The sequence below is a fragment of the Pseudomonas sp. Marseille-Q5117 genome (assembly GCF_946901175.1).
In the GTDB taxonomy this organism is placed as follows: Bacteria; Pseudomonadota; Gammaproteobacteria; order Pseudomonadales; family Pseudomonadaceae; genus Aquipseudomonas; species Aquipseudomonas iranensis.
The window spans coordinates 39,095-64,883 of record NZ_CAMPPP010000010.1 but is presented as its reverse complement, the minus strand read 5'-3'; the positions used below and the strand labels follow the sequence as shown (position 1 = coordinate 64,883).

The window sequence follows — 25,789 nt, the reverse complement described above, 5'->3', positions numbered from 1 at the left end:
GTTGATCGGCAATTTGTGTTGATCCCTTCGCGAGCAGGCTCGCTCGACACTGGATCTCAACAGCAGCGCAGATCCCCTGTGGGAGCGAGCCTGCTCGCGAAGAACGATAACGCGGTCGGAAACCTAGTGACCATTCCCCGAATGCCCACCCGCCTGTGCAGCCTCCGCAGCTTTGCCAGCCTCGGCCTTGCGCCCGCCTTCCACTTCCGCCGCCGGGGTTTTCTGCGCCTCCTTGCCCAACTGCTCCAGCGCCTGCAGATTGCTTTTACGCACCGCCTCGACAAAGCCCTGATACGGCAGGTCAGTGACCCCGACCAGACCGAAATGGCCGTTCTCGCCGTCGAGCAAACGCCCGGTCACCGGTTGGTCGAGATACTGGAACCAGTGCACGCCGACAATCGACGGTTCGCTCAGCGCCTGTTTGAGGAAGTTGGCATAAGCCGGACCGCGATCTTCTTCCTTGGCCAATTGCGTCACGCCGCCCCAGAACGGCCCTCGGTCAGCCGAGCCGAAGTTGAATTCAGTGATCAGCACCGGTTTGTCCAGCGCCGCCAGCGCGGCGAAGTCATAGCCGTCCTGCGGCTTGAGCGTGTACATGTTGAAGCTCAACACATCGCAGTACTGCGCGCAGGAGGCCACGGCTTCAGGCGTACTGGTGGCGAAGCGACCGCCAAGGAGCATCTGGTTCGGCGCGTGCCATTTCAGCGAATCGGAAATGGTCTTGAAATAGGTATCGGCGAAGACCTTCTGGAAGTATTTGAAATCCGCCTCGATTTCCGGATGTTCCGGGTTCGGCAACGGCGGCACGAAGCCCGGGTCTTCCATCAATTCCCATGCCGGCAACTCGATGCCCCAGGCCTTGGACAGCCCGGCCTGATTGCGGTACTTGTCGCGCAATTGCTTGAGAAAGGCGCGCTTGGCCGGCACGTCGGTGGTCATTTTCAACGTGCCGTAGGCCAACGCGTAACGAGCCTTCGGATCGTCGCCAGGGCCGGCCCAGGCCAGTTCGTTGTCGGCGTAATAACCGATCAGCCAAGGATCATCACGGTGATCGCGGGCGGCAATGGCCACGGCGCGCTCGGTGGCCATGGCGAAACGCGGATCGAACGGATCCGGCATCCCGCCCCACCAATCGCTGCCCGTACTGATACTGGCGTAATCGCCGACGATCGACAGCGGCAAGGTGTACGGCACGCGCTCAGAATCCGCCAGCGACGGCGCGCTCCAGTTGCCCACCGTGTTGAAGCCCCAGGCTTGCAGCCGATCGAGGGTATGCCGGGTCCAGCGTTCTTCATCCATTGTGGCTTTGCACGGAGCGGTTTGCGCGCTGGACGCTTGCACCGCGTCAGTCTGCGCCGCTTCGGCAATACCCGATTTCGGCTCGACAGGCACCGCTGCAGTCTCAGCAGCCTGCACCGAACCGGCCTCAGCCGCGCCCGCCTTTGCCGCTTCGGCAACCCCGGCCTTGTTGTCGCTGTCCGCCTTGCACGGTTCGCCGTAAAGGCGTTGCAGGTTGGCACCGTAGAAGTCGTACCAGCGGCCGTTGCCGTAGCCACGCCCCTGATCGGCACCGTTGCCGCCACGGTTGTCGCCCTCGCCGAAATGGGCGGCCAGCGGGTCGTCGTTCTTCGGCAACGATTCGAACATGTACTCACGAACAGCCACGTAGGTCTGGTTGACCTGCGGGCTGACGGTGTTGACGCCCAGCGAATAGAACGGGTGGCCTTCAGGGGTCACCAGATACCAGCGGCCATCACGTTTTTCCGTGCGGAAGAAGCCGCTGGCCTTGAACGCCGGGCCTTTGTTCCAGCCGCCGAACTTGTCCAGCGAAGCCTTTTCACGCTCAGTCAGCCACGTATTCAGTTGTTGCTGCTCTTTGCTGGCGGCGCTTTTAAGTTGCTCGTCGCTGCTGACTTTTTCCGGCCACTTGCTGCGGGTCGACTGCCCGTAAGCATCGACCAGATTACCGTACACCGCGCGCGTCACCGACTCGCCGTCCTGCACGCCGAAACGCTCGAGCAACAGGCTCTGCGCAACTTTCGGCTGATCCATCGACAGACTCACCGAGACCACTTGGCTGCGGTCGATCTCGCCGGTGCTACTGGCCAGCAGGATGCGTTGACCATCGACGGTCATCGGCATCGGCGGCCCGGCTTTCATGCCCTGGCTCAGCGGCGTCGAAGCCACCAGCGGCACCAGCAAGGTTTGCGCGGGGCCGGCCGGCAGATCGACGCGGCTGATCAGGGTGCGGCCATCGTTGCTCTGGATCTGCACATAAACCGTCACCGCCCAGTTCATCGCACTCTGCAGACGCAAGCTCATCATGCCGGACTGCGACCAGTCCCAGGCGCCAGTCTGTGGGGTCAGGCGCAAGGTTGGCCGGGCGACCGGATTGAACGTCACCCGGCGCAGCACTTCACCTTCCGCGGTCTGTTCGGCATTGGCCTGGGGCAGGTCGGCGTTTTCCGTGGCGACCTTGACCACGTCGGCCGGGCGCACGAAGTTGAACAGCGTCTGCTGACCGGCGGGCGCGGCCAGCAACGGCGCGGCAAAGAACATGGCGAAAACAGCGGGCAACGAACGGCGGATCATAAGAACGGAGTTCTCCCTAACGACCAGTCAAGGCCAATGGAAAAGCGGTGGCAGAGAGATAGACAACGCGGCGGGCCAATCGGCCCACCCGCGTCTCAGGATATTTCACGTCGGAAAGGAGGCAACGCATTGAGGATCGCCTTGCCGTAGCGCTGGGTAACCAGACGCCGGTCGAGCAAGGTGATGGTGCCGCGGTCTTCTTCGGTACGCAGCAGACGCCCGCAGGCCTGAACCAGTTTCAGCGAGGCATCGGGCACGGAGATTTCCATGAACGGATTGCCACCGCGCGCCTCGATCCACTCCGACAACGCGGCCTCAACCGGATCATCGGGCACCGAGAACGGAATCTTGGCGATCACCACGTGCTCGCAGTAGGCACCCGGCAAATCGACACCCTCGGCAAAACTGGCCAGCCCGAACAGAACGCTGGAATCACCGCCATCGACCCGCGCCTTGTGCTTGTTGAGGGTTTCCTGTTTCGACAGGTTGCCCTGAATGAACACTTGCTTGCGCCAGTCGCGGTCGAGACCGTCGAACACGTCCTGCATTTGCTTGCGCGAGGAGAACAGCACCAGCGTGCCACGGGAACCTTCGACCAGATCGGGCAGTTCGCGAATGATCGCCGCCGTGTGAGCAGCGGCATCGCGCGGGTCGGCCTTCAGGTCCGGCACGCGCAATACGCCAGCATCGGCATGATGGAACGGGCTCGGCACCACCGCTGTGACAGCTTTTTTCGGCAGACCGGCGCGCATGCGGAAACGGTCGAAAGTGCCCAGCGCCGTCAGCGTCGCCGAGGTCACCAGGCAGCCGTAAGCGACATTCCATAAACTGCGACGCAAGGTTTCCGCCGCCAGAATCGGGCTGGCGTTGACCTCGATATCGAACAGCGAACCGCTTTCGGCCAGGGTCAGCCAGCGGGCCATGGGCGGGCTGTCTTCCGGGTCTTCGGCGGTGAACGCGGTCCACAACTCCCAGTTGCCGGAAGCGCGGGACAACAGGCTGCCGAACAGCGGATACCACTCTTCGGCCTGATTGCTGGCGATGCCGATATTGACCTCGCCATCCATGCCTTCCTTGAGCAGGTCGGTCAGGCGCTGGAACAGGTCGTTAAGGCGCGAATAGCCTTTTTTCAGCTCGATGCCCATTTCGCGCATGTCCTCGGGAATCACCCCGCCGACAAAGCGATGTCGTGGACGCTCGCGGCCTTCGACGTCTTCGCCGGGTTTGAAATCGGCGATCTGTTCGCAGGCGGTGAACATGAACTGCTGCTGGGTCTTGATCTCCCGCGCCAGCTCGGGCACCTGCTCGATCAGCTTGCCGAGATCGCCCGGCAACGGATGCTGAGCCAGCAGTTTGGTCAGATTCTTTGCGGTGGTTTCCAGCCAGTCGGCAGTGGAGCGCAGGCGCGTGTAATGAGCGAAGTGGCCGATGGCCTTGTCCGGCAGGTGATGGCCTTCGTCGAACACGTAGATGGTGTCGCGCGGATCCGGCAGCACGGCGCCGCCGCCTAGCGCGAGATCCGCCAGGACCATGTCGTGGTTGGTGACGATCACGTCAACCTTGCCCATGCCTTCGCGGGCCTTGTAGAAGGCGCACTGGCCGAAGTTCGGGCAATGACGGTTGGTGCACTGGCTGTGATCGGTGGTCAGGCGCGCCCAGTCGGCGTCTTCCAGCGCGTTCGGCCAGCTGTCGCGGTCGCCGTCCCATTTATTGCCGGCGAGCTTTTCGATCATGCTGGTGAACAGCTTCTGACTGGCCTCGTCGACTTCGATCTTGAAGCCTTCTTCCTCGAACAACTGAGCGGTGGCGGTTTGCGCGTGGCCTTCCTGCAAGAGCATGTCGAGCTTGGACAGGCACATGTAGCGGCCACGGCCCTTGGCCAGGGCGAAGCTGAAATTCAGCCCGCTGTTGCGCATCAGGTCAGGCAAATCCTTGTAGACGATCTGCTCTTGCAGGGCGACGGTCGCGGTGGCAATCACCAAACGCTTGCCGGCCAGTTTCGCCGTAGGAATCGCCGCCAGGCTGTAGGCCACCGTCTTGCCGGTACCGGTGCCGGCTTCCACCGCGACAATCGCGGGGTCGCCACTGCGCCGGCCTTCGTCATCGGTGTCGATATCCCCGAGGACCTTGGCGATTTCGGCGATCATCAGGCGCTGGCCGTAACGCGGCTTGAGGCTCTTGGCCTCTAGAAAACGCGAATAGGCGCCCTGGATCGTGGTTTTGAGTTCAGTGCTGATCATTGAGTGTCGGGCGCAAAACGCTGGATAAATTTTCAGTGGTTTGATTCGGCGGCTATCATACCCCGCTAATCGATCCCGCGCAGAACGGAGTGACCCAATGACACCTTTTAGCCTCGTTTACCCCCTGCATGTCCTTGCCGCTTTGGTGTGGGTTGGCGGCATGTTTTTCGCCTGGATGGTCTTGCGCCCTGCGGCTATGAAGGCTCTGGACGGCCCAGCTCGCCTGACCCTGTGGGTGGAAGTGTTTCAAGGTTTTTTCCGTTGGGTCTGGGTCGCCGTGATCCTGTTGCCGATCAGCGGCGTGGGCATGCTGCATCTACAGCAGGTCGGCTTCGAGACCGCGCCGAAGTATGTGCAGGTGATGATCGGTTTGTATGTGGTGATGACGGCGCTGTTCATCCGCATTCAGGGGTTGATGCTGCCGGAGTTGCGCAAGGCGGTTGAGGCGAAGGATTGGCCGGCGGGTGCGGCTGTGCTGGGGCGGATTCGCCGGGTGGTGGGGCTTAATCTGCTGGTCGGGTTGGTGCTGGTGGCGGTGGCTGCGGCGAGACCGATGCTCTGAATCGCACTCTTGTTCTGCTGTGAACACAGTTGTGGCGAGGGGATTTATCCCCGCTGGGCTGCGTAGCAGTCCCGCTTTTGATTTGTAGAGCGGGGCCGCTTCGCGACCCAGCGGGGATAAATCCCCTCGCCACATAATTTCACTCACCAAAGATCTTCACTCACCAAAGCATTTTATTGATCAGAGAGTGGGTCGCAGTTTTAGAGGCGCTGCACGGTAACCGAACCCGCCGCTCCCTCCGGCCCCGGCTGGCCATCCGCGCCGGCCTTGCCGTTCTTGCCGCCGTCAGCGCGGTACACCAGGCAGCCCTTGGATTTGCCGCCCTTCCCTGCTTTACCACCGACACCCGCCGGGCCGCCGGCACCGCCAGCCACGTTGACCTTGATCAGCTCGACCGGGAAATCCCGTGGTACGGCCAGGCGCACCAGCGCACCCGGCGCGCCTGGCTGGCCATCGCTGCCGTCACTGCCATCGGCACCGTGGCCGGCCGAGCCATAGGTGCAGCCCGGATCTTCACCGTTGCCGCCGTCGAGGCCGACGAAACCCGGCGCGCCCCTGCCGCCACGGGCATCGACCGTCAGTTGCGGCGCGCTCAGGGCCTGAAATTGCAGATTCAGATTGCGTCCGGCCCGGGCTGCTTTTTCATAAGTGCCGGGGGCGCCGCGCGCGGTGATCTGGCTGCCCTCGCTCAACTCAGCGCGCTTGACCTTCACTTCCAGCGCTTGTTCAGCCGGAACGATAGCAATACGTGCTTCGTGGCCAAGACGCAGTTCATCGATGTTCAATTCGGTCACATTCGACGGGATCAGCAAGGTGCCGTAATCGGCGACTTCCAGTTTCTCCAGTTGCAGCGTGCTGGTGGTGTTGGGCAAGCGCATCAAAGAATTGCTTTGCACGTTGACCACCTGCGCGCAGGCCAGTGGACTGATGAATGCAGCGAGCAGGCAGAGTTTACGCATGGGAAGAAGCCTCCGGAGCGGCCGGGGCCGGGATGGTTTGCAGGTGGAAAACGCCGAACAACAGGATGCGGCCACGATCACGCCAAGGGTGCGGACGGCCCTTGAGGCTGCGGTTGCACAGCAGCACTTCGAGGAGATGAATCAGCAACAACAGAGCGCCGGCCAGATTGACCAGCAGATGCAGCGGATGAACAAACGGCACCAGTTGATTGGCCAGTACCACGCAGCAGAACAGCAGGGTCAGCAAACGCCCCAGCCCCCAGAACACCTTCATACGCTCCCCCGTGTTGCGAATTATTCTTTGCACGCACAGTACCGGCTTCTGCGGGGGATAAGCCAGAGGGAAAAATGAAATTTGTGCAAACGCGGATGAAATGGCTGCCGGGACGACGATCTCGACCCGGCGGCTCTAGCCTGCGCACTACAGGCGCTTTCTATCGATTGATGTGCAGCTCGACCCGGCGATTTTCCGCGCGACCTTCATCGGTGGCGTTATCGGCGACCGGCTCACTTTCGCCTCGACCCTCGCTGGTAAGCTTGTTCGGCGCCAGGCCCTGACTGAGCAAGTACGCTGCGACACTGCTCGCGCGCCGCTCGGACAAAGCCTGATTATAGGCGTCGGAGCCTTTGCTGTCGGTGTGCCCGATGACCTTGATACTGACCACATCGGCATTGCGCAGTTTGTCCATCAAGGTGTCGAGCTGGGCTTTGGCCGCCGGGGTCAGATCGGACTTGTCGAAATCGAACAGCACGTTGCCGGCATCGCTCAAGGTGATCACTTCGGTTTGCGGCGCCGGTTCGACCGGTTTGACTGCCGCCGGATATTGCGGCAGCGGGCAGCCACGGTGATCGACTTCGGTATTTTCCGGTGTGTCCGGGCAGCGATCGCGGCGGTCGAACACGCCGTCGCTGTCCTCATCGCCATCCTGGGCGTAACAGATCAGCCCACCGGTAAGAATGCCCAATGCCGCGCCGCCACCGGCCCAGCCGGCGCTTTCAATGGCGCCAAGACCGCCGCCGACCAGACCGCCAAGCAGGCTGCAGATCGGCCACGTACGTTGATTGAGGGGGGCGGTGCCATCGCTGTGAGTGGCACAACCGGTGAGCAAGCTGCCTAGCAGCAGCACCGGCAAGACGGACCTTGAGAAAAGACGCATTTGTGAACGCTCCTGTGTACCGGCCCATACCGGTTACACAGGAGTAAAGACCCGCATCCGCGACTGCACAAGCCGCGGATGCGAGAGGGGCTAGCGGACGATTTTGATTTCGGTGCGACGGTTCTGCGCACGACCATCAGCCGACTTGTTGTCAGCCACAGGCTGGCTTTCACCAAGGCCCGACACCGAAACGAAGCTGGCACGTGGCACGCCCTGCTGGATCAGGTATTCCACCACCGAGTGCGCACGACGATCCGACAGTTTCTTGTTGTAGGCATCGCTGCCGACACTGTCGGTGTGACCGGTCACGGTCAGTTGCGCGGTAGAGGATTCCTGTTTCAGGCGATCGGCGACCTTGTCCAGCACTTGCTTGTCAGGGCCGGTCAGCGTGGCTTTGTCGAATTCGAAATGCACATCACGAATGACGATGGTTTCTTCCTTGACCACAACCGCTTCTTCGACCACTGGCGCAGGCGTCGGTGGCGGGCAACCGTCAGCATCGACCTGCACGCCTTTAGGCGTACCCGGGCACTTGTCACGACTGTCCGGCACGCCATCGCCGTCTTCATCGCCATCACCATGCACCCAGCAATAGGCCGCCGCCATACCACCGACGATCAGTGCGCCGCCGCCCGCCCACGAGGCGCTCTCGGTCGCGCCGAGACCGGCACCGACGACACCACCGACCGCCGCACAGGTCGGCCAGTCGGTTTTCTGCAAACCTGCGCAACCAGTCAACACACTGGTTAGCAGAACCAAGGGTAATGCTGTCCGAACTATGCTCATCTAGTTTTCTCCTGAGGGATCGGCTTAAAACCGATTCAGGGAGTAAAGACCGGAGTTTTAATCTCCGCCAGCAATAGGCCACCGCTGTTTGCGACCGTGTTCACAGGGGTTTGCCTCTTTTGGCGAAAACCGCTGCCACCGGGCGCTTTGCCGACGCGGTCTGGCAGGCTAGTCTTGGCGGTCTGACTGAGGAGCTTCGATGAACGCCGCCATTTCTTCGCGCACGCCACAACAGGCGTTGGCCGCTTTGCTGGATCGCTACGCCCCGGCCCGTCTGCTGCTGATCGGCGCCAGCGAGTTTCCCGCCTTGAGCGCTTTCAAGGACGCGCATCCAGACACCGTGGTCGCCCATGCCGCACCCGGCGCACTGCCGGCTGAGCTGGCCGCGCAACGCTTCGATCTGGCGCTGGTAGTCGATTGCCTGGAACATTTGCCGAAGCGCGACGGCCTGAATCTTTTGGGCGGCATCCGCAATCTCAACGCCAGTCGCATCGCGGTGCTGGCGGATCTGGCGGCCAGTGGCTGGCAGGAAACCGATTTCTATTCGCTGGCCCTGCAGGCCAGCGAGCGTTTCCAGCGCGACGAGCAGGTGCTGACCCTGTTCACCTACGATCTGCTTGACTACAAACAAGTCCCCGACTGGCTCAATTCACGCTTCTGGGCCAATCCGGAAAACTTCGGGAAATACTGGTGGTAATGCAATGAGTACAGCCATTTGCCCATGCGGCAGCGGCAATCTGCTGGATGCCTGCTGCGGCCCTTATCACGACGGCCACCCGGCACCGTGTGCCGAAGCCTTGATGCGTTCGCGCTACAGCGCTTATGTGCTGGGGCTCGTCGATTATCTGGTGGCGACTACCCTGCCCGCGCAGCAGGCGGGATTGAATCGACAATCGATCAGCGACTGGAGTGCGCAAAGCACCTGGCTCGGCCTTGAGGTTGAAAGCTCGGAAGTGTTCGGCGGCCAGCCGGAACACGCTTTTGTGACCTTCACCGCGCGCTGGCATGACAGCCAGGGCGAGCACAGCCATCGCGAGCGCTCCTCGTTTGTGCAGAACGGCGGGCGCTGGTACTTCATCGATCCGACGGTACAGATGAAGCTAGGGCGCAATGACGGCTGCCCGTGTGGCAGCGGGCAGAAGTTCAAGAAGTGTTGTTCGGGTTATTTCGGCGCTTGAGCTGAAGATCAAAAGATCGTCCGATCGCGGCCCGAGCCTTCGGCCGCTCCTACACGGGATTAGCCGAAGGCTGAAATCTTTTAAGGTCTAGACTGGGCACAAAGGGAGTCAATTTCATGCTCGGTCGTCGGCGCACATTACATTTTCTGCTGTTGATGCTGATCCTCAACCTCGGCGGCTGTGCCTCGTGGTTCAGCGACGAAAGCGTCGAGCCCGCCGTGCATCTGGTGAAAGTCGAGGTGGTGCGGGCCAAACTGCTCGAGCAGAAATTCATCCTGCACTTTCGCGTCGACAATCCCAACGACAGCGACCTGACCGTGCGCGGCCTCGAATACCGGATTCACCTGGCCGACATGCTGCTCACCGAAGGCGAGCACGAGCACTGGTTTACCGTCGGGCCAAAGCGCAGCGCTTACTTCAAAGTGCCGATCCGCACCAACCTGTGGCCGAAGGTGAAACAGGTGGTGAAACTGCTGAAAAACCCGAATCAGCAGATTCCCTATCGATTGCAGGGGGAAATGGAAACCGGTTTATTCATCGCCCACTACGTGCACCTTGAGCGCAATGGCGTGATAATCCCCGCCGATCTAACTCCGGAGTGACCTCGATGACCCAGCAACCCCATGTCCATGGCCCTGACTGCAACCACGATCATGACCACCATCACGATCACGACCATGGCCATGTCCACGGCCCGAACTGCGGCCACGCCCACCAGGAACCGGTGCGCAACGCCTTGAAAGACGTCGGCCGCAACGACCCTTGCCCATGCGGCAACGGCAAGAAATTCAAGAAGTGCCACGGCGCTTGATGTCACTGGCGAAGGTCTTCTTCGCCTGACACACCGCTTTCGCGAGCAGGCTCGCTCCCACAGGGATCGCGTTTCATCTGAAGAAATATGGTCACTGTGGGAGCGAGCCTGCTCGCGAAGGCGGCGGCGCCTCCACTACAAAACTTCAGCCTGCCGCCAAAACCTGCACACTACTGACCACCGTCGCATACTCCCCATGCAGATTGCCCAGCGACATCCCGTGCACCTCTTCAGCGGTACGCGGTGTGCCGAAATAATCGGCCTTGTCGAAGGTAAAACACGCATCCTCTACCACCCATGTGTCGAACCCCAGGTTGCCCGCAGTGCGCGCAGTCGACTCAACCGAGTTATTGGTCGCCACGCCAACGATGATCAATTGCCCGATGCCAGCCTCACGCAACTGCGCCTCCAGCCCACTGGCACAAAACGCATCCGGCACCTGTTTCTGGATCAGCCATTCACCGTCCTGCGGCATAAAGCGCGGCTGGAACTCCACCCCGTCCTGCTCGGGCCAGAACACCGAATCAGGCGAGCGCGACAAATGCTGCACGTGAATCACCGGGCGCCCGCTGCGCCGCCACAGCGCCAGTAGCTCAAGCATTCTTTCCTCGGCCTGAGGATTATTCCGCCGCCCCAGACGCGGATGCAGAATGCCTTTCTGCTGGTCGATGATGATCAGCGCAGCGTTGCTCTGAAGCTCCATAGCGATCTTTCTTCTGACAGGGCTCGGGACTTGTTCCGTAGTTCAACATCAGCGCTTTCCCACAAGCAACCGCCACAGCCCTGACCGATCAGCCGACAACTGCATAAATAACCACTCGCCCTGCTTGCGCGGCCATCGCGCCCTCACTAACGTAGCGGCTTTATTGCGCCCCCAGCCTTATACCCCCGCAGGAGCTTCGCCATGGCCTCGCCAGCCCTTACACTTATTCTTCCCCGGTTCGGCGTTGCCGCAGCAGTGGCCGGTGTCCTCGGCCTGTCAGGCTGCCAGACCTGGAACGCCCAGGACAGCCTGCCGCCGACCTCCGGCGTGCAACCGCTCAAGGGCCTGGCGCAGAACGTTTCGGTGCGGCGCAATGCGATGGGCATGCCGCTGATCGAAAGCAACAGCTTCCATGACGCGCTGTTCAGTCTCGGTTACGTCCACGCCAGCGACCGCATCAACCAGATGGTCACCCTGCGCCTGTTGGCTCAGGGCCGGTTGGCGGAAATGTCCGGCGCGTCGATGCTCGATGCCGACCGCTACATGCGCGCGGTCAATCTGAAGAAGAGCGCCGGCGAGCTGTACAAGGCCTCGTCGCCAAGGCTCAAGCGTTTCTTCGAGGTGTATGCACGGGGCGTCAACGCCTACCTGTTCCGCTACGCCGACAAGTTGCCGGGCGATCTCGCCGCCAGCGGTTACAAGCCCGAATACTGGAAACCGGAAGATTCGGCGCTGATTTTTGCCCTGCTGAATTTCAGCCAGTCGGCCAACCTGCCGGAGGAAATCCAGTCGCTGGTGCTCGCGCAAACCGTGACCACTGACAAACTCGCCTGGCTGAGCCCGTCGGCGCCTGATGAAAACCTGCCAGTGGCTGAAGCCGACAAGCTGCAAGGCCTCAAGCTCAACGGGCAGATTCCGGGGCTGACCGAACTGAGCAGCGCCAGCCAGCAACTGTCGGCGCTGAACCTGCTCGCCACGCCGACTGCGAACAATTGGGCGATTGCCCCGCAACGCAGCCGCAGCGGCAAGAGCCTGCTGGCCAGCGATGCGCACGGGCCGCTGGCCGCGCCGTCGCTGTGGAGTTTCGTGCAGATCCGCGCGCCGAAATATCAGGCCGCCGGCGTCACGGTTGCCGGTCTGCCGATGGTGCTCGGTGGGTTCAACGGCAAAGTGGCGTGGAGCATGACCAGCGTGCTCGGCGATAACCAGGACCTGTTCCTCGAGAAAATCCGCCGTCAGGGCAACAGCCTCACTTATGAAGTCAACGGCAAATGGCAGCCGTTGGGCGTGCGCAACGAAACCTATTTCGTCAAAGGCCAGCGGCCGATTCGCGAGGCCGTTTACGAAACCCGCCACGGCGCGTTGCTCAACAGTGCCCAGGCAGCGGCGCAGGGCAGCGGTTTCGGTCTCGCTTTACAGACGCCAAGCTTCACCGACGACAAAACGCTGGATGCCTTCTTCGACCTGACCCGCGCGCAGAACGTCGAGCGCGCCTCGGACGCCAGCCGCGAAATCCGCGCCATCACCCTCAATCTGGTCTTTGCCGATGCAAGCAATATCGGCTGGCAAGTCACCGGGCGCTTCCCCAACCGTCGCGAAGGCGAAGGTCTGCTGCCCTCGCCGGGCTGGGACGGTCGCTACGACTGGGACGGTTACGCCGACCCGATGCTGCACCCCTACGATCAGGACCCGGCACAAGGCTGGCTCGGCACGGCCAACCAGCGTGTGATTCCCGACGGCTACGGCATGCAGTTGTCGAAATCCTGGGCGGCACCGGAGCGTGGCGAACGCTTGGCGGAAATGGCTGGCAGCGGCAAGCAGGACAGCCGCAGCGTGATCGCCATGCAGTACGACCAGACCACCACTTTCGCCGCCAAGCTGAAAAAAGTCTTCGAAGCACCGGGGATGAAGCAACCGCTGAAACAGGCGATCGACGCCCTGCCGGACGCCGAACGCAGCAAGGCGCGCGAAGCCTTCACCCGATTGATGGCGTTCGACGGCAAGCTCAGCCCGACCTCGGCGGATGCGGCGATCTACGAACTGTTTCTGCAGGAAAGCATGAAGCAGATCTTCCTCGATGAACTGGGTCCTGAGTCGAGCCCGGCGTGGAAGGCCTTTGTCGCCAATGGCGATCTGTCCTACGCGGCGCAGGCCGATCATCTCTTGGGACGTGAGGACAGTCCGTTCTGGGATGATCTGCGCACGCCGCAGAAGGAAGACAAATCCGTGATTCTCGCCCGCAGCCTCGCGGCGGCGATTACAGCGGGCGACAGCCAGTTGGGCGGCGATCATCGCGCCTGGCAGTGGGGCAAATTGCACAGCTATGCGTGGAAAAACAGCAACGGTCAGACTGTACGCGGGCCGCTGGCGGCCGGTGGCGATCACACCACGCTGAACAGCTCGGCGTTTGCCTGGGGCCAGGACTTCGTCACCACGCGCGCGCCGTCGATGCGCTTTATCGTCGACTTCGGCCAGAGCGAGCCGCTGATGGCGCAGAACGCTACGGGACAGTCGGGCAATCCACTGAGTCCGAATTACCTGAACGGGATCGATGCGTGGCTGAAAGGTCAGTACATCGGCCTGCCGATGCAGCCGCAAAACTTTGATCGGGTGTATGGCAAGACCCGCTTGACCCTGACTCCAGGGAAATAAAGCAAAGATCAACGGCCCCTCACCCTAGCCCTCTCCCGGAGGGAGAGGGGACTGATTGGGGGATGCTTGGGTCTTGCGCCGACCTGAAAGAGAGACGGTGAATCCAATATTGGATCAGGCTCAAGGCTGTGCCGGATCAATATTCAACTCGGTCCCCCAGGTCGATGTACCTCACCAGATACCTCGGTCGGCCCCCTCTCCCTCTGGGAGAGGGCTGGGGTGAGGGTAGCGCTTTAAAGCCGATCGAACTTCCAGCCTCACGCCCGCCTCATAGCTAACAAGCCCCCCATTCCGGTCACGACATGGATCTTGTTATTGCCCGACCTGAAGGTCTCTACTGCCCCGCCGGGGATTTCTATATCGATCCGTGGCGGCCGGTCGAGCGTTCGGTGATCACCCATGCCCATGGCGATCACGCGCGCACCGGTAATCAGCACTACCTGTCGAGCAGCGCCAGCGCCGGGATTCTGCGCGCGCGTCTGGGTCAGGACATTCAGTTGCAAACCCTCGACTACGGCCAGCGCCTGACCCACCACGGCGTGACCTTGAGTTTTCACCCCGCCGGGCATGTCCTCGGTTCAGCGCAAGTGCGCCTTGAATACGGCGGCGAAGTCTGGGTCGCATCGGGGGATTACAAGGTCGAGCCGGATGGCACCTGCACCCCATTCGAACCGGTGCGCTGCCACACCTTCATCACCGAATCGACCTTCGGCCTGCCGATCTATCGCTGGCAGCCGCAGGCGCAGATCTTCGCCGAGATCAATCAGTGGTGGGCGGCCAATATCGCCGCCGGCAAGGCCAGCGTGCTGTTCTGCTACTCCTTCGGCAAGGCGCAGCGGATTCTCCACGGCATCGACGAAACCCTTGGCCCAATCCTCAGCCACGGCGCGGTCGAACCGTTGAACCGTGTGTACCGCGATGCCGGCGTGTACCTGCCGCCGACGATTTATGCGGGCGACGTGAAAAAAAGCGATCCGATCATGCGCCAGGCGCTGGTCATTGCTCCGCCATCGGCGGGCGGCAGCACGTGGATGCGCCGTTTTGGCGACTTCAGCGATGCCTTCGCCAGCGGCTGGATGCGATTGCGCGGGACCCGGCGGCGGCGCGGCGTCGATCGCGGTTTCATCCTTTCCGATCACGCCGACTGGCCCGGCCTGCTGTGGGCGATCAACCAGACCGGCGCGGAACGGGTGATGGTCACCCACGGCTCGATCGCCGTGCTCGTGCGCCATCTGCGCGAACAGGGCCTCGATGCACAAGGCTTCACCACCGAATACGGCGATGACGAAGACGACAACATCGCCAGCGAACCCACCGTTGCCGAGACATCGCCATGAAAACCTTCGCCGAGTTATATGCCGAACTCGACGCCACCACGTCGAGCAACGCCAAGCTGGCGGCGATGCAGGCTTACTTCGCGCAGGCCGCGCCGGAAGATGCCGCATGGGCGGTGTATTTCCTCTCCGGTGGCAGGCCGCGACAACTGGTACCGGTGCGCATCCTACGTGAGCTGGCGGTCGCAGTTTCGGGACTGGAGCCATGGCTGTTCGAAGAAAGCTATCAGGCCGTCGGCGATCTGGCCGAGACCATTTCTCTGGTACTGCCGGAAAATTCCCACAGCTCCGAGGCCGGTCTTGCCGAATGGATCGAAGACAAGCTGCTGCCACTGCGCGGAGAAACGCCGGAGTACCTGGCGCGCCAATTGCCAATGTTGTGGGCGCAACTGGACCGGCCGAGCCTGATGCTGTGCATCAAGCTGATCACCGGCAGTTTCCGCGTCGGCGTTTCGAAGTTGCTGGTCACCCGCGCCCTCGCCTCAATGGCCGGGCTCGACAGCAAACGCGTGGCCCAGCGCCTGGTCGGTTACACGGACCTGTCAAACCGGCCGAACGCCGCCAGCTATCTGAAACTGATCGCCCCGGAATCCGCCGACGAACATGCCCAGCGCGGCGGCCAGCCCTACCCGTTCTTTCTTGCCCACGCCTTGGCGCAACCGGTCGAGGAATTCGAAGCTCTGCTCGGCCCCGCCAGCGACTGGCAGGTGGAATGGAAGTGGGACGGTATCCGCGCGCAAGTGGTCAAGCGCGACGGCAAGCTGTGGGTGTGGTCGCGCGGCGAGGAACTGGTGACCGAGCGCTTCCCCGAGTTCGATGTGCTGGTCCACGGCCTGCCCGACGGCACGGTGATCGACGGCGAAATCGTCGTGTGGAAGAGCACCCATCCGACCACCGAAGATGCCTTCGATCCGCAATCCGATGAGCCGCCGGCCGTGCAACCGTTCGCCCTGCTGCAGCAACGCATCGGTCGCAAGACCCTCGACAAGAAGATTCTCGAAGAAGTGCCGGTGGTAGTGCTGGCCTACGACCTGCTGGAATGGCAGGGCGAAGACTGGCGCAACCAGCCGCAGGTCAAGCGCCGGGCGCAACTCGAAGAGGTGATCGCGCGCTGCAACAGCCCGGTACTGCTGCCCTCCCCGGTATTGAACGGCGAAGACTGGCTCGACCTCGGCCGCCAGCGCGAAGCGTCACGCAAACTCGGCGTCGAGGGCATGATGCTCAAGGCGCGCGATTCGCTGTATGGCGTCGGCCGGACCAAGGACATGGGCGTGTGGTGGAAGTGGAAGGTCGATCCGTTCAGCGTCGACGCGGTACTGATTTATGCCCAGCGTGGACACGGCCGTCGCGCCAGCCTGTACAGCGATTACACCTTCGCCGTGTGGGACGGCCCGCCGGAATCCAGCCAGCGCTCGCTGGTGCCGTTCGCCAAGGCGTATTCGGGGCTGACCGATGAAGAGATGCGTCAGGTCGACAGCATCGTGCGCAAAACCACGGTGGAAAAATTCGGCCCGGTGAGCAGCGTGAAACCGAGCCTGGTGTTCGAGCTCGGCTTCGAAGGCATCGCCCTGTCGCGCCGACACAAGAGCGGCATCGCCGTGCGCTTCCCGCGCATGCTGCGCTGGCGCAAGGACAAGACCGTCGAAGAAGCCGACAGCCTCGCTACCCTGCAAGACTTGTTGGCCTGATTCATTCTCGACACATCGCAGAATCCTGTGGCGAGGGGATTTATCCCCGCTGGGCTGCGCAGCGGCCCCCAGCAATTTCCCCCTGAAATCGTGAACTCAGGTTTTTGCGCCTGCTGCGCAGCCGATCGGGGATAAATCCCCTCGCCACAGTTTCAACTGCTCTGAACTACGCGTTTGAACCGAAACAGTGCATGCAAACAGCAATGCCCGTTTCCGGGCATTCAACTACCCTTGCCTGTCTCCACTCGACCTTTTAAAACACCTGTTCGGCACTCTGGTTCGGAAATTGCTACTTTCTATAGGTCGTAAGCGTTGCAGTAACAATAATTCTGCGCCACAAGCGCTCATATTGGTTCTTAGGGATTGAATAATGAAAAAAGCATTGCTGACCCTTTCTGCACTGGCGTTGTGCATGGCCGCCGGCTCCGCGCTGGCCAAGGAATACAAAGAGCTGCGCTTTGGCGTTGACCCTTCGTACGCACCGTTCGAGTCGAAAGCGGCCGATGGCAGCCTGGTCGGGTTCGATATCGATCTGGGCAACGCGATCTGCGCCGAACTGAAGGTCAAGTGCAAATGGGTCGAAAGCGATTTCGACGGCATGATTCCGGGCCTCAAGGCCAACAAATTCGACGGCGTGATCTCGTCGATGACCGTGACCCCGGCGCGCGAGAAGGTCATCGACTTCTCCAGCGAACTGTTTTCCGGCCCGACCGCTTACGTGTTCAAGAAAGGCTCCGGCCTGAGCGCAGACGTCGCGTCGCTGAAGGGCAAGACCGTTGGCTATGAGCAAGGCACGATTCAGGAAGCCTATGCCAAAGCCGTGCTGGACAAGGCCGGTGTGAAAACCCAGGCCTATCAGAACCAGGATCAGGTGTATTCCGACCTGACCTCCGGCCGCCTCGACGCAGCCATCCAGGACATGCTGCAAGCCGAACTGGGCTTCCTCAAGTCGCCGAAAGGCGAAGGTTACGAAGTCAGCCAGCCGGTCGACAGCGAATTGCTGCCGTCGAAAACCGCTATCGGTATCAAGAAAGGTAACACTGAGCTGAAAGCACTTTTGGATAAAGGTATCAAAGCGTTACACGACGACGGCAAATACGCCGAGATTCAAAAGAAACACTTTGGCGACCTGAATCTGTACAGCGGCAAATAATGCCCCGGCGCCCATCCTCGATGGGCGCCTTTTCCATCCGCTCAGGTTGCTGATTTATGTTTGAAACCCTCCTGCAAAATCTGGGGCTGGCCTCGTTCAGTCTGCAGGGCTTCGGCCCGTTGCTGCTGCAAGGCACCTGGATGACCATCAAATTATCGGCGATGTCGCTGCTGGTGGCCGTGTTGCTCGGCCTGCTCGGCGCCAGTGCCAAACTGTCGAAAGTCAAATTGGTGCGCCTGCCCGCGCAGCTCTACACCACGCTGATTCGCGGCGTGCCGGACCTGGTGCTGATGCTGTTGATCTTCTACAGCCTGCAAACCTGGTTGACGTCGCTGACCGACTACATGGAATGGGAATACATCGAAATCGACCCGTTCAGCGCCGGCGTGCTGACGCTGGGCTTCATTTATGGCGCGTATTTCACCGAGACCTTTCGTGGCGCGATCCTCGCGGTGCCGCGTGGTCAGGTCGAAGCCGCCACCGCGTACGGCCTCAAACGTGGCCAGCGTTTTCGCTTTGTGGTGTTTCCGCAAATGATGCGTTTTGCCCTCCCAGGCATCGGCAACAACTGGATGGTCATGCTCAAGGCCACCGCGCTGGTGTCGATCATTGGCCTCGCCGATCTGGTCAAGGCAGCGCAGGACGCCGGTAAAAGCACCTATCAACTGTTCTACTTTCTGGTCCTCGCCGCCTTGATCTATCTGCTGATTACCAGTGCTTCGAACTTCATCCTGCGCTGGCTCGAACGCCGCTACGCCGCCGGTGCCCGGGAGGCCGTACGATGATCGAACTTCTCCAGGAATATTGGCGCGCCTTCCTTTATACCGACGGCCAGAACATCACCGGGCTGGCGATGACGATGTGGCTGCTGAGCGCCTCGATCTGCATCGGCTTCGTCGTCTCGATCCCATTGTCGATTGCCCGCGTCTCGCCGCACTTCTACATTCGCTGGCCGGTGCAGTTCTACACCTACCTGTTCCGTGGCACGCCGCTGTATATCCAGTTGCTGATCTGCTACACCGGCATCTACAGCCTCGCCGCCGTGCGCGAACAGCCGATCCTCGACAGTTTCTTTCGCGACGCGATGAACTGCACGATCCTCGCCTTCGCGCTCAATACCTGCGCGTACACCACGGAGATTTTTGCCGGGGCGATTCGCAGCATGAACCACGGCGAAGTCGAAGCGGCCAAGGCTTATGGCCTGACCGGCTGGAAGCTGTACGCCTACGTGATCATGCCGTCGGCATTGCGCCGCTCGTTGCCTTACTACAGCAACGAAGTGATCCTGATGCTCCATTCGACCACCGTGGCGTTCACCGCGACCATTCCCGATATCCTGAAAGTCGCGCGGGATGCCAACTCGGCGACCTTCCTGACCTTCCAGTCATTCGGCATCGCCGCGCTGATCTACCTGACCATTACTTTTGCGCTGGTCGGTCTGTTCCGCCTTGCCGAACGCCGCTGGCTGGCCTTCCTCGGGCCGACTCACTAGCACCGGTTTGACAATAAAGAGATAACAATGCGCCACCAGATTCATGACTTGCTGGCCCCGCTGCCGGGGACCGCACGGCAGATTCACAGTTTCCACTTCGGCCCACAGCAGGCCAAGGGCAAGGTGTACATTCAGGCCTCGCTGCATGCCGACGAACTGCCGGGCATGCTGGTCGCCTGGCACCTGAAGCAGCGTCTGGCCGAGCTGGAAGCTGCCGGCCGCCTGCGCAGCGAAATCGTCCTCGTGCCGGTGGCCAACCCGGTCGGCCTCGAACAAGTGCTGATGGACGTGCCGCTGGGCCGTTACGACCTGGAGAGCGGGCAGAACTTCAATCGCTGGTTCGTCGACCTCAGCGAAGAAATCGGCAACGCCATCGAAGGCCAACTCAACGACGACGCGCAGCACAACCTCGAACTGATCCGCACCAGCCTGCGCAACGCCCTCGCCCGCCAGACGCCGACCACACAACTGCAATCCCAGCGTCTGACCCTGCAACGCCTGGCCTGCGATGCCGACATGGTGCTGGACTTGCACTGCGACTTCGAATCGGTGGTGCACCTGTACACCACGCCCGAGGCCTGGCCACAGGTCGAGCCACTGGCGCGCTATATCGAAGCGCAGGCCAGTCTGCTCGCTACCGATTCCGGCGGGCAGTCGTTCGACGAATGCTTCACCCTGCTCTGGTGGCAACTGCGCGAGCGCTTCGGCGAGCAGTTCGAGATTCCGCTGGGCAGCTTCTCGGTGACCGTCGAATTGCGCGGCCAGGGTGACGTCAACCACCCGCTGGCCAGCCGCGATTGTCAGGCGCTGATCGACTATCTGATCCAGTTCGATGCCATCGTCGGCGAGACCAAGCCGCAACCGCCACTGCCGTACCCTCCCACGCCGCTGGCCGGGGTCGAACCGGTGACCACGCCAGTCGGCGGCCTGCTGGTGTACTGCGCCACACCCGGCCAATACCTGGAAGCCGGCCAGCAGATCGCCGAAATCATCGACCCGGTCCACGACAAGGTCACCCCCATTCATTGCACCGCCGCCGGCCTGCTGTATGCGCGCTCGCTGCGGCGCATGGCCACTGCCGGCATGGTCATCGCCCACGTCGCGGGCGCCGAAGCCTATCGCAGCGGCTACCTACTTTCGCCTTGAGGATGCTCGTCCATGTACAAACTGACCGTTGAAGGCCTGCACAAAAGCTATGGCGATCATCAGGTGCTCAAAGGCGTTTCGCTCAAGGCCAAAACCGGCGACGTGATCAGCCTGATCGGCGCCAGCGGCTCGGGCAAAAGCACCTTTTTGCGCTGCATCAATTTCCTCGAGCAACCGAATGACGGCGCCATGAGCCTCGATGGCCAGGCGATCCGCATGGTCACCGACCGGCACGGCATGCACGTCGCCGACGCCGATGAACTGCAACGCCTGCGCACGCGGCTGGCAATGGTGTTCCAGCATTTCAACCTGTGGAGCCACATGACCGTGCTGGAAAACATCACCATGGCCCCGCGCCGGGTGCTGGGCTGCAGCAAACAGGAAGCCGAGGATCGCGCCCGACGTTATCTGGACAAAGTCGGCTTGCCGGCGCGGGTCGCCGATCAATACCCGGCGTTCCTGTCCGGCGGCCAGCAACAACGCGTGGCGATCGCCCGGGCACTGGCGATGGAACCGGAAGTGATGCTGTTCGACGAACCGACCTCGGCACTAGATCCGGAACTGGTCGGCGAAGTGCTGAAAGTAATTCAGGGCCTGGCCGAAGAAGGTCGGACGATGATCATGGTCACCCACGAAATGAGTTTTGCGCGCAAGGTGTCGAATCAGGTGCTGTTTCTGCATCAGGGTCTGGTGGAAGAAGAAGGTGCGCCGGAAGCCGTGCTGGGCAATCCCAAGAGTGAACGCCTGAAGCAGTTCCTCAGCGGCAATCTTAAATAAGGTTGGCCCCCGCCCTGTGTGGGAGCGAGCCTACTCGCGAAAGCGGTTTATCAATCAACATCAATGTTGAATGAGACATCGCATTCGCGAGCAGGCTCGCTCCCACAGGGGGAATCCATCGACCGACAAAGTTAAACTTGTCCCCCCGCTTCGCTGTCTCTGAAACAACACCTCCAGAGCGCACGCAGCCGGCATGGCGAAATCCCCCGACTTTGCAAAAACTTGGTTCAGCGCCCGCGACTGGAAGCCGTTCGCCTTTCAGAAACAGGTGTGGGCGGCGGTGAAAAACGGCGAATCCGGGTTGCTCCACGCCAGCACCGGCGCCGGTAAAACCTATGCGGTGTGGTTTGCTGCGCTCAACCGCTTCGCCCGCCTGCAACCGCCCGTGGCTACACCGCGCAAACGCAAACCGCCGGCCGAGCCGTTGACGGTGCTGTGGATCACGCCGATGCGCGCTCTTGCCGCCGATACCGCCCGCGCGCTGCAAACCCCGGTGGATGATTTACAGATTCCGTGGAGCATCGGCCTGCGCACCGGCGACACCAGCAGCAGCGAACGCGCCCGCCAGGGCCGACGTCTGCCGACGACGCTGATCACCACCCCGGAAAGCCTGACTCTGCTACTGGCCCGCGCCGATGCGCGCACGGCGTTGTCGAGCCTGCGCATGATCGTCGTCGATGAATGGCACGAGTTGCTCGGCAACAAGCGTGGCGTGCAATTGCAACTGGCCCTCGCCCGCCTGCGTCATTGGCAGCCGGAACTGATCGTTTGGGGCGTGTCCGCCACCCTCGGTAATCAATCCCACGCCGAGCAAGTGCTGATCCCACAGGGCGGCGGCGTCAGTGTTCAGGGCAAAAGCGAAAAAACCCTGCAAGTCGACACCCTGCTGCCACCGGCCATCGAGCGTTTTCCCTGGGCCGGCCACATCGGCCTGAAGATGCTGCCGCAGGTGGTGGCCGAACTCGACGCCTGCGCCAGCAGCCTGGTGTTCACCAACACCCGCGCGCAATCGGAGATCTGGTATCAGGCGCTGCTGGAAGCGCGGCCGGACTGGGCCGGGTTGATCGCGCTGCACCACAGCTCACTGTCACGCGATACCCGCGACTGGGTCGAGCAGGCGTTGAAGAATGGCCAGTTGAAAGCGGTGGTCTGCACTTCGAGCCTGGACTTGGGTGTGGATTTCCTCCCGGTCGAGCGCGTGCTGCAGATCGGCTCGGCGAAAGGCGTCGCGCGCTTGATGCAACGTGCCGGGCGTTCCGGCCACGCGCCGGGGCGCACCTCGCGGGTGACGCTGGTGCCGACCCACAGCCTTGAACTGATCGAAGCGGTTGCCGCACGGGATGCCGTCGAACAGCGGCGCATCGAGCCGCGTCTGTCACCGCACAAGCCGCTGGATGTGCTGGTCCAGCATTTGGTCAGCATGGCCCTTGGCGGTGGCTTTATTCCTGAAGACTTGTACGAAGAAGTCCGAGGCGCCTGGGCCTATCGCGACCTGACAGCGGCGGATTGGGCCTGGGCGCTGGCGTTCGTTCGCCATGGCGGGATGTCTCTTACAGCGTATCCGGATTACCGCCGGGTCGAGCCGGACGAACACGGCGTCTGGCGCGTGCCGGATGCGCGCCTGGCGCGGCGCCATCGCATGAGCATCGGCACCATCGTCAGCGACGCGAGCATCAACCTGAAATTCTGGAGCAAGGGCGGCGGCGGCAAACAGCTGGGCAGCGTCGAGGAAGGCTTTATCGCCCGGCTGAAACCCGGCGATGGTTTCCTCTTCGCCGGCCGCCTGCTGGAACTGGTGCGGGTGGAAAACATGACCGCCTACGTCAAACGCAGCACCGCAAAAAAAGCCGCCGTGCCGCGCTGGAATGGCGGGCGCATGCCGTTATCCAACGAACTGGCCGAAGCAGTGGTGACGCGCTTCAGCGCCGCTGCTCAAGGTCAGTTCAACGGCCCGGAAATGCACGCGCTGCGGCCGCTGCTGGAGACGCAGATACGCTGGTCCGGCTTGCCCACCACGGAAAATCTGCTCGCCGAGGTACTGAAATCCCGCGAAGGCTGGCATCTTTTCCTCTATCCATTCGCCGGGCGCCAAGTGCATCTGGGACTGGCGAGCCTGCTGGCGTGGCGCGTCAGTCAGCGGCAACCGGTGACCTTCTCGATTGCCGTGAATGACTACGGCCTGGAGCTGCTCAGCGCCACGCCGGTGGATTGGGCCGCGCATATCGACGCTCAGCTGTTCAACGCCGATGACTTGTTGCTGGATGTGCTCGCCAGTCTCAATGCCGGTGAGCTGGCGTTGCGCCGCTTCCGCGAAATCGCGCGGATCGCCGGGCTGGTCTTCGCCGGGTATCCGGGCGCACCAAAGAGTACCCGCCAGGTGCAGGCGTCGAGTGGCTTGTTTTTCCAGGTGTTCAAACAATACGACGCCGACAACCTGCTGCTGGCCCAGGCTGGGGAAGAAGTCCTACGCGAGGAACTGGATATTCGTCGTCTGGAACAGACATTGGAGCGCATCAATCAGATGAAACTCGACGTGCATCAGGTTAAACGTCCTACACCGTTGGGCTTTCCGCTGCTGGTGGAGCGGATGCGCGAGAGCATGAGTTCGGAAAAACTGGCTGACAGGATCAGAAGAATGGTCGGTGACCTGGAAAAAACCGCTGATAACGGAAAATCGTCGTGAGTGCCTACCCGGTACGTTTGGCCGGTGAGGAGTTATGGCTGCTGCCGGAGAAAGCGCTGTACTGGCCAGCGCAGGAAGCATTGCTGATCGCCGATGTGCATTTCGGTAAGGCGGCGGCCTATCGCAGCCTCGGCCAGCCGGTGCCGCATGGCACGACGGCGAGCAACATCGAGGTGATCGACGCGTTGCTGGCGCGGCTGCCGTGTCGCCAGTTGATCTTCCTCGGCGACTTTCTGCATGGCCCCGGGTCACATGTCCCGACCACCCTGAACGCACTGGCAGAATGGCGAGCGCGCCACGCTGACCTGCCGATGACGCTGATTCGCGGCAACCATGACAAACGCGCAGGCGACCCGCCGGCCTCGCTGAATATGCGCGTGGTGCCAGAACCGCTGTTACTCGGGCCGTTTGCCTTGCAGCATGAGCCCGATGCGCATCCGGAGCGGCATGTGCTCGCTGGCCACGTACACCCGGTTTATCGATTGCACGGCAAGGGTCGGCAAAGCTTGCGCCTGGCCTGCTTCAGGTTGGGTGAACGCATCAGCCTGATGCCGGCATTCGGTGCGTTTACCGGCGGCTATCAGGTCGAGCGCGATGACAGCTGCAAGGTCTTCGTGATCGGCGACAACGAAATATGGCCCGTCAGCTAGATCGCAAATCGATCAGACTGACGGGCCATATTCATGACAGTGGATCAGGCAACAGGCGCCGGCGGCGGCTCATCCGGCAGCGTCGGTTCGCCTGGTTCGGTCGGTTGTTCGTTGGGAGTATCGGGATCGGGCTGGCCGGGCACGCCGCCGGACAGGCTCAAAGACGGATTCGCCAGTAACGACCAAGCCAGAACGCCTATCTGATTGGGCTCAAGCCTTGCCAGTTCAGCGCTGATTCGCGGGTCGATCTTCATAGGGCACTCCTCAGTGAAGGCCCGAATCTGTGTGTAACAAAAACGGGCAGTACACCCCATAGAGTGTCTGCCCGCCAAAGAATTCCCGACATCCGTCGGATAGTCGATCAGGTACGCGGCAAGGTCACGCCACGCTGGCCCTGATATTTGCCGCCACGATCCTTGTAGGAAACTTCACATTCTTCATCGGATTCGAGGAAGAGCATCTGCGCCACACCTTCGTTGGCGTAGATTTTCGCCGGCAGGTTGGTGGTGTTGGAAAATTCCAGGGTCACGTGACCTTCCCACTCAGGCTCGAGCGGAGTGACGTTGACGATGATGCCGCAGCGCGCGTAGGTGCTTTTACCCAGGCAGATGGTCAGCACGTTGCGTGGAATGCGGAAGTATTCGACGGTGCTGGCCAGGGCGAAGGAGTTCGGCGGAATGATGCAGACGTCGCTGTGGATGTCGACGAAGCTGCCGGCGTCGAAGTTCTTCGGGTCGACAATGGCCGAGTTGATGTTGGTGAACACCTTGAAGTGGTTGGTGCAACGCACGTCGTAGCCGTAGCTCGACACGCCGTAGGAAATCACCCGGCTGTCGTCGCTGCCGCGCATCTGGCGCTCGACGAACGGTTCGATCATGCCGTGTTCCTGCGCCATGCGGCGAATCCACTTGTCCGATTTGATGCTCATGGCGGGTTTGTCCTGAATAGCGAGGTGGAAAAATTCTGTCCGGCATCTTACCGGGCGCGTCGCCGCGATCAAAGTGCGCAACGCAATCCTGGGCAAACACCCGGTATTTACGCGCTGTGGCGACGAGCCGTCGCACCGCCGATCCCTAAAACACAGAATCCTTTGCAAGAAACATTGGCACGTTCCGGAAAAAGGGTTAAGGTGGCGTCACTGTGTTGCTTGTGTCACTGAGAATCTCTACACGATATGTTGAATTTCGATCCAACCATCTACAAGAATTTTTCCTGCTCTTTGCACT

24 protein-coding genes are annotated in these 25,789 nt (G+C 61.5%); 15 read left to right on the top strand and 9 right to left on the bottom strand.

Annotation, left to right across the window (positions count from 1 at the left end; genetic code table 11):
* Positions 1 to 123: 123 nt before the first annotated feature.
* Positions 124 to 2,592 (bottom strand): beta-galactosidase, encoded by a 2,469-nt coding sequence (locus tag OC605_RS16840; protein WP_262138300.1) that lies wholly within the window; start codon positions 2,590 to 2,592, stop codon positions 124 to 126.
* 95 nt (positions 2,593 to 2,687) lie between these two features.
* Positions 2,688 to 4,832 carry an ATP-dependent DNA helicase DinG gene (gene dinG, locus OC605_RS16835; protein WP_024011911.1) on the bottom strand — a complete coding sequence of 715 codons (2,145 nt, stop codon included), beginning with the start codon at positions 4,830 to 4,832 and terminating at the stop codon, positions 2,688 to 2,690.
* A 97-nt stretch (positions 4,833 to 4,929) separates the two neighbouring features.
* Between dinG and OC605_RS16830 the strand changes: the two genes are divergently transcribed.
* Positions 4,930 to 5,394 (top strand): CopD family protein, encoded by a 465-nt coding sequence (locus OC605_RS16830; protein WP_262138298.1) that lies wholly within the window; start codon positions 4,930 to 4,932, stop codon positions 5,392 to 5,394.
* 200 nt (positions 5,395 to 5,594) lie between these two features.
* Here OC605_RS16830 and OC605_RS16825 read toward each other — a convergent pair whose 3' ends face one another.
* The 4 genes from OC605_RS16825 to OC605_RS16810 form a co-directional block, all read right to left on the bottom strand.
* A complete protein-coding gene (locus tag OC605_RS16825; protein ID WP_133335095.1) occupies positions 5,595 to 6,353 on the bottom strand; it encodes a collagen-like protein in 759 nt (252 codons plus the stop codon).
* Positions 6,346 to 6,627, bottom strand: coding sequence for a DUF1145 domain-containing protein (locus OC605_RS16820; RefSeq protein ID WP_016771375.1), 282 nt, complete (start codon positions 6,625 to 6,627; stop codon positions 6,346 to 6,348). The genes OC605_RS16825 and OC605_RS16820 overlap by 8 nt, the downstream gene beginning before the upstream one ends.
* Before the next feature lie 160 nt (positions 6,628 to 6,787).
* Positions 6,788 to 7,510, bottom strand: coding sequence for an OmpA family protein (locus tag OC605_RS16815; RefSeq protein WP_262138295.1), 723 nt, complete (start codon positions 7,508 to 7,510; stop codon positions 6,788 to 6,790).
* Positions 7,511 to 7,600: 90 nt separating this feature from the next.
* Complete coding sequence (locus OC605_RS16810; RefSeq protein ID WP_041478049.1) at positions 7,601 to 8,296, bottom strand: OmpA family protein; 696 nt, start codon at positions 8,294 to 8,296, stop codon at positions 7,601 to 7,603.
* Between the two features lie 199 nt (positions 8,297 to 8,495).
* On the opposite strand from OC605_RS16810, the gene OC605_RS16805 reads away from it, so the two are divergent.
* The 4 genes from OC605_RS16805 to OC605_RS16790 all read left to right on the top strand — a co-directional run bounded on the left by OC605_RS16805 (position 8,496) and on the right by OC605_RS16790 (position 10,285).
* Complete coding sequence (locus tag OC605_RS16805; RefSeq protein WP_039762620.1) at positions 8,496 to 8,993, top strand: DUF6231 family protein; 498 nt, start codon at positions 8,496 to 8,498, stop codon at positions 8,991 to 8,993.
* 4 nt (positions 8,994 to 8,997) lie between these two features.
* On the top strand, positions 8,998 to 9,474 hold the full coding sequence (locus OC605_RS16800; RefSeq protein WP_071174594.1) for a YchJ family protein: 477 nt from the start codon (positions 8,998 to 9,000) through the stop codon (positions 9,472 to 9,474).
* 116 nt (positions 9,475 to 9,590) lie between these two features.
* A complete protein-coding gene (locus tag OC605_RS16795) occupies positions 9,591 to 10,076 on the top strand; it encodes an LEA type 2 family protein (protein ID WP_133335093.1) in 486 nt (161 codons plus the stop codon).
* A 5-nt stretch (positions 10,077 to 10,081) separates the two neighbouring features.
* The gene (locus tag OC605_RS16790) at positions 10,082 to 10,285 is read left to right on the top strand and encodes an SEC-C metal-binding domain-containing protein (RefSeq protein ID WP_003198420.1); all 204 of its coding nucleotides are present in this window, start codon (positions 10,082 to 10,084) and stop codon (positions 10,283 to 10,285) included.
* A gap of 145 nt (positions 10,286 to 10,430) precedes the next feature.
* Here the strand turns inward: OC605_RS16790 and OC605_RS16785 are convergent, their stop codons facing one another.
* Entirely contained in the window at positions 10,431 to 10,988 is a 558-nt protein-coding gene (locus tag OC605_RS16785) for a cysteine hydrolase family protein (protein WP_262138290.1), read from the bottom strand.
* Between the two features lie 201 nt (positions 10,989 to 11,189).
* Between OC605_RS16785 and OC605_RS16780 the strand changes: the two genes are divergently transcribed.
* From OC605_RS16780 to pdeM, 10 genes are all read left to right on the top strand, one after another.
* Complete coding sequence (locus tag OC605_RS16780) at positions 11,190 to 13,640, top strand: penicillin acylase family protein (RefSeq protein ID WP_262138289.1); 2,451 nt, start codon at positions 11,190 to 11,192, stop codon at positions 13,638 to 13,640.
* Positions 13,641 to 13,942: 302 nt separating this feature from the next.
* Entirely contained in the window at positions 13,943 to 14,977 is a 1,035-nt protein-coding gene (locus OC605_RS16775) for a ligase-associated DNA damage response exonuclease (RefSeq protein ID WP_262138287.1), read from the top strand.
* Positions 14,974 to 16,662 (top strand): ATP-dependent DNA ligase, encoded by a 1,689-nt coding sequence (locus OC605_RS16770; RefSeq protein WP_262138285.1) that lies wholly within the window; start codon positions 14,974 to 14,976, stop codon positions 16,660 to 16,662. The genes OC605_RS16775 and OC605_RS16770 overlap by 4 nt, the downstream gene beginning before the upstream one ends.
* A 370-nt stretch (positions 16,663 to 17,032) precedes the next feature.
* Positions 17,033 to 17,815: a transporter substrate-binding domain-containing protein gene (locus OC605_RS16765; protein ID WP_024011901.1), complete on the top strand. Its 783-nt coding sequence runs from the start codon at positions 17,033 to 17,035 to the stop codon at positions 17,813 to 17,815.
* A gap of 56 nt (positions 17,816 to 17,871) precedes the next feature.
* On the top strand, positions 17,872 to 18,600 hold the full coding sequence (locus tag OC605_RS16760; RefSeq protein ID WP_016771383.1) for an ABC transporter permease: 729 nt from the start codon (positions 17,872 to 17,874) through the stop codon (positions 18,598 to 18,600).
* Positions 18,597 to 19,307 (top strand): ABC transporter permease, encoded by a 711-nt coding sequence (locus tag OC605_RS16755; RefSeq protein WP_150743349.1) that lies wholly within the window; start codon positions 18,597 to 18,599, stop codon positions 19,305 to 19,307. Before OC605_RS16760 ends, OC605_RS16755 begins: the two co-directional genes overlap by 4 nt.
* Positions 19,308 to 19,334: 27 nt before the next feature.
* Positions 19,335 to 20,453: a succinylglutamate desuccinylase/aspartoacylase family protein gene (locus OC605_RS16750; protein WP_125925230.1), complete on the top strand. Its 1,119-nt coding sequence runs from the start codon at positions 19,335 to 19,337 to the stop codon at positions 20,451 to 20,453.
* A gap of 12 nt (positions 20,454 to 20,465) precedes the next feature.
* Positions 20,466 to 21,230, top strand: coding sequence for an ABC transporter ATP-binding protein (locus OC605_RS16745; RefSeq protein WP_122610663.1), 765 nt, complete (start codon positions 20,466 to 20,468; stop codon positions 21,228 to 21,230).
* A gap of 193 nt (positions 21,231 to 21,423) precedes the next feature.
* On the top strand, positions 21,424 to 23,913 hold the full coding sequence (locus OC605_RS16740; RefSeq protein ID WP_262138280.1) for a ligase-associated DNA damage response DEXH box helicase: 2,490 nt from the start codon (positions 21,424 to 21,426) through the stop codon (positions 23,911 to 23,913).
* Positions 23,910 to 24,563 carry a ligase-associated DNA damage response endonuclease PdeM gene (gene pdeM, locus OC605_RS16735; protein WP_410056006.1) on the top strand — a complete coding sequence of 218 codons (654 nt, stop codon included), beginning with the start codon at positions 23,910 to 23,912 and terminating at the stop codon, positions 24,561 to 24,563. Before OC605_RS16740 ends, pdeM begins: the two co-directional genes overlap by 4 nt.
* Before the next feature lie 44 nt (positions 24,564 to 24,607).
* On the opposite strand, the gene OC605_RS16730 is transcribed toward pdeM, so the two are convergent.
* On the bottom strand, positions 24,608 to 24,817 hold the full coding sequence (locus OC605_RS16730; protein WP_016771389.1) for a hypothetical protein: 210 nt from the start codon (positions 24,815 to 24,817) through the stop codon (positions 24,608 to 24,610).
* 107 nt (positions 24,818 to 24,924) lie between these two features.
* Entirely contained in the window at positions 24,925 to 25,491 is a 567-nt protein-coding gene (dcd, locus tag OC605_RS16725) for a dCTP deaminase (protein WP_007940589.1), read from the bottom strand.
* Between the last annotated feature and the right edge of the window lie 298 nt (positions 25,492 to 25,789).